Source organism: Vibrio sp. 10N.261.52.A1 (assembly GCF_002876325.1).
GTDB lineage: Bacteria > Pseudomonadota > Gammaproteobacteria > Enterobacterales > Vibrionaceae > Vibrio > Vibrio chagasii.
Genome location: NZ_MCYD01000257.1, coordinates 1 through 410 on the forward strand (window position 1 = coordinate 1; position 410 = coordinate 410).

The following is a 410-nucleotide window of genomic DNA, read 5'->3' on the forward strand; positions in this document are numbered from 1 at the left end:
CATGTAGGTATTTTATGAATAAAAAACACTAAATGTGTTACGTTTGATTCTTCAAAATCCTATAAAAAATTATTTGCAACAAGCCCGATTTTTGCAGGCTCCATTCTCTAATAGCTACGGAATGGCAGAAATCACCCAACTTCCCTCTCGATACTCACCAATTCCCACTGACAGTTAGTTACAGAACTCCAATAAATGTTAAGGAGTTGTCACTCCCTTTTGTTTCGCCTGATTTTTTGATCTTAAACATTCAAAATGAACAGTTTTCTCTATATTTGTGATACTGACGCCGCTTCGCTCTGTCGGCTTTATACTGACTCTACATGCAAGCATATAGAAGCCAGCATAAACCATACATAAACAAGAACTCATTAAACTATTCATGAAGGTATTTGTTGTGTTGAGCACTG

At 36.3% G+C, this 410-nt stretch carries 1 protein-coding gene; it reads right to left on the minus strand.

Translation table 11 applies throughout. The annotated features are described in order from the left end of the window. Positions 1 to 198: 198 nt before the first annotated feature. A partial coding sequence (locus BCT81_RS29535; protein ID WP_206748000.1) for a hypothetical protein occupies positions 199 to 410 on the minus strand: 212 nt, incomplete at its 5' end.